Here is a 2,738-nt window from a genome sequence, read left to right as displayed (position 1 = left end):
CGACGCATGGCGTTCTACGAGGCACGTCTGTAGCGTCTCGCTTCCTGCCGCGCTCTTTGGCGGGTAACGATTGGGGGGCCGGTGACGGCCCCTTTTTTTGGTCGCTGCAGGCGAACGAAGCACTCCCCGCCCTGTCTACTCCCCTGGAACAAGCATGGGTTTCGCACAACTTGATTCGCACCAAAGCTCCGCAGGGAATCCGCTCGTGCGCAACGCCCCCCTGCATGTCCGTCCCTTGTGGGAGGCGAGCCCTCTCGGCGACCTGACGGCGGAAAAACTTCGCCGAGAGGGCTCGCCTCCCACAGGGCGTCCCTTGAAACAGCGGCAATCCGACCACCTGCGGAGCTTTGGTGCTAATCAAGTCGCACCTTCGACCTGTAGATCTACCCCGTAATGGGCAGTATTGGGGCGGGTACCGTCTCGGCGCTTGTTCGTGCACAATACCGGCGCTTCAGATATTTGACTCAAGGCCAGGAAACAGCGTGACTTTCGAATCTTCCGGCATGGCCGACAGGAAACTGAGAGCCGTCGACCTTGCAGCGGAGCGCGGCGAGAGACGGCTCTTCGAACATCTCCATTTCACGCTCTCCCCGGGGCAACTGCTCCAGGTCTCCGGGCGCAACGGCAGCGGCAAGACCAGCCTGTTGCGCATCCTCAGCGGCCTGTCGCGCGCGACCGAGGGAGACGTCTTCTGGGGCGAGGAACGCATCCAGTCGATCGATGGCGGCACCGGGTCCTGTCTCGGCTATCTTGGGCATCACAATGCCCTGAAGGAGGACCTGACGGCAGAGGAGAACATCCTGATCGCCGTGCGACTCGGCGGCGGCTCGCCCGACCGCGACTCTGCCCTGTCCATGCTCGAGCGCCTGGGGCTGGCCGGCTACGAGGATCTTCCCACCCGTTTTCTTTCCCAGGGCCAGAAACGCCGGGTGGCGCTGGCCCGCCTCCTGCTGCAGCGCCGGCCCTTGATGATCCTGGACGAACCCTACGCCGCCCTCGACGTTCAGGTGATCGACGTCCTGCGCAGCTCCATCGAGGGCCACCTCGCACAGCGGGGCATGATCGTCATCACCACCCACCAGGCCGTCGATATCGACGGCGACTGTCACAGCCTGCACCTGGGATGACCTGATGTTCCGCTCACTGTTCGCCCTGCTCCGGCGCGACCTGACCCTCGCGCTGCGCCGTCCCCAGGATGCCCTGACCGTGGTCGGCTTCTTCGTCGTGGTGGTCGCGCTTTTTCCCCTGGGCATCGGACCCGATCCCGAATTCCTGCGCAGCCTCGCGCCCGGGGTGCTCTGGGTGGCCGCGCTGCTGGCGGTAATGCTGTCCCTGGAACGCCTGTTCTCGGACGATTATCGCGACGGGACGCTCGAACAGATGCTCCTGGTCCCGGAACCCCTGGGCCTTCTGGTACTTACCAAGACGTTTGCCCACTGGCTGATCACCGGTCTGCCCCTGGTGCTGATCTCGCCGCTGCTCGCCGTCCAGCTCAACCTGCGCGCCGACGAGATCGTGATGCTGATGCTGGCCCTGCTGCTCGGCACTCCCATTCTCAGCCTGATCGGATCGATCGGCGCCGCCCTGACCCTGGGCCTGCGCGGCGGTGGCGTCCTGATCGCGCTGCTGATCCTGCCGCTGTACGCCCCGCCGCTGATCCTCGGCGCCGGGGCGGTGGATGCGGTGATGCACGGGGCGAGCGCCCAGGCGCATCTTTCCTTATTGGGTGCAATGATGGTATTTGCTCTGTTCGCGACGCCGTGGGCCACCGCCGCGGCCGTGCGTATCATGCTCGACTGACGGAGGGGACGACACGTGTCGGAAAGAAGTATTCAGTGGTTTCGCTTCACCGCGCCGGCGAATTTCTACGATCTTGCAGGGCGACTGATCCCCTGGTTCGCCGCGCTGACCGTTGCCCTGTTCGCGGCAGGCCTCTACCTCGGGTTGGTCGTAGCGCCCCCCGATTATCAGCAGGGCGACAGTTACCGAATCATGTACATTCACGTGCCGACGGCATGGATGGGCATGTTTCTGTATGTGCTGATGGCCGTCTACGCAGCGATCGGACTGATCTGGCGCATCAAGATGGCGGAGATCATGGCCAAGGCCATCGCCCCGACCGGAGCGCTGATGACCTTTTTTGCGCTCTGGACCGGCGCGCTCTGGGGCCGCCCGACCTGGGGCGTCTTCTGGGTCTGGGACGCACGGCTCACTTCGATGCTGATCCTGCTGTTCCTCTACCTCGGCTACATGGCACTGCACGCCGCGATCGATGACCGCCAGCGCGCGTCCAATGCCAGCGCGGTACTGGCGATGGTCGGCGTGGTGAACGTTCCGATCATCTACTTTTCGGTGCAGTGGTGGAACACTTTGCATCAGGGTGCGTCCATAACCGTGACCGATGCGCCGACGATGGCGACCATCATGTTCGTCACACTGCTCATCATGACCTTCGCCTGCTGGATGTACTCGATTGCGGTGGTCCTGGCCAGGGCGCGCATCGAGGTGCTGGAACGGGAGCGGAAGGCCACCTGGGTCAAGCAACGTTTGGAGGCTGAGACATGATGGAATTTCTCGCAATGGGCGGCTATGCGCCCTACGTCTGGGGCTCGTATCTGGTAATGGCCGGCCTGCTGGCGGTGGAGATGGTGCAACTACGCTACCGTCGCCGCAGTCTGATGGGCTGGCTCCGGCGCATGGCGCGGTTGACGGATCAGGAGGCGAAGTGATGAAGAAGC

Annotated in this window: 4 protein-coding genes; all 4 read left to right on the top strand. The window is 63.8% G+C overall.

Annotated elements, in window-relative coordinates:
* The first annotated feature begins 503 nt into the window (after positions 1–503).
* The 4 genes from ccmA to ccmD are packed head-to-tail and all read left to right on the top strand — an operon-like array spanning position 504 to position 2,729.
* Entirely contained in the window at positions 504–1,127 is a 624-nt protein-coding gene (ccmA, locus tag EA346_RS05565) for a cytochrome c biogenesis heme-transporting ATPase CcmA (RefSeq protein ID WP_296756500.1), read from the top strand.
* A 4-nt stretch (positions 1,128–1,131) separates the two neighbouring features.
* Complete coding sequence (ccmB, locus tag EA346_RS05560) at positions 1,132–1,800, top strand: heme exporter protein CcmB (protein ID WP_296748869.1); 669 nt, start codon at positions 1,132–1,134, stop codon at positions 1,798–1,800.
* 15 nt (positions 1,801–1,815) lie between these two features.
* A complete protein-coding gene (locus EA346_RS05555) occupies positions 1,816–2,565 on the top strand; it encodes a heme ABC transporter permease (protein ID WP_296756498.1) in 750 nt (249 codons plus the stop codon).
* Positions 2,562–2,729 (top strand): heme exporter protein CcmD, encoded by a 168-nt coding sequence (ccmD, locus tag EA346_RS05550; RefSeq protein WP_296756496.1) that lies wholly within the window; start codon positions 2,562–2,564, stop codon positions 2,727–2,729. Before EA346_RS05555 ends, ccmD begins: the two co-directional genes overlap by 4 nt.
* Positions 2,730–2,738 lie beyond the last annotated feature (9 nt).

The organism is Thioalkalivibrio sp. (assembly GCF_007692535.1).
In the GTDB taxonomy this organism is placed as follows: Bacteria; Pseudomonadota; Gammaproteobacteria; order Ectothiorhodospirales; family Ectothiorhodospiraceae; genus Thioalkalivibrio.
Note: the sequence above shows the minus strand (reverse complement) of the source record. Positions and strands in the feature narration are given on the sequence as shown.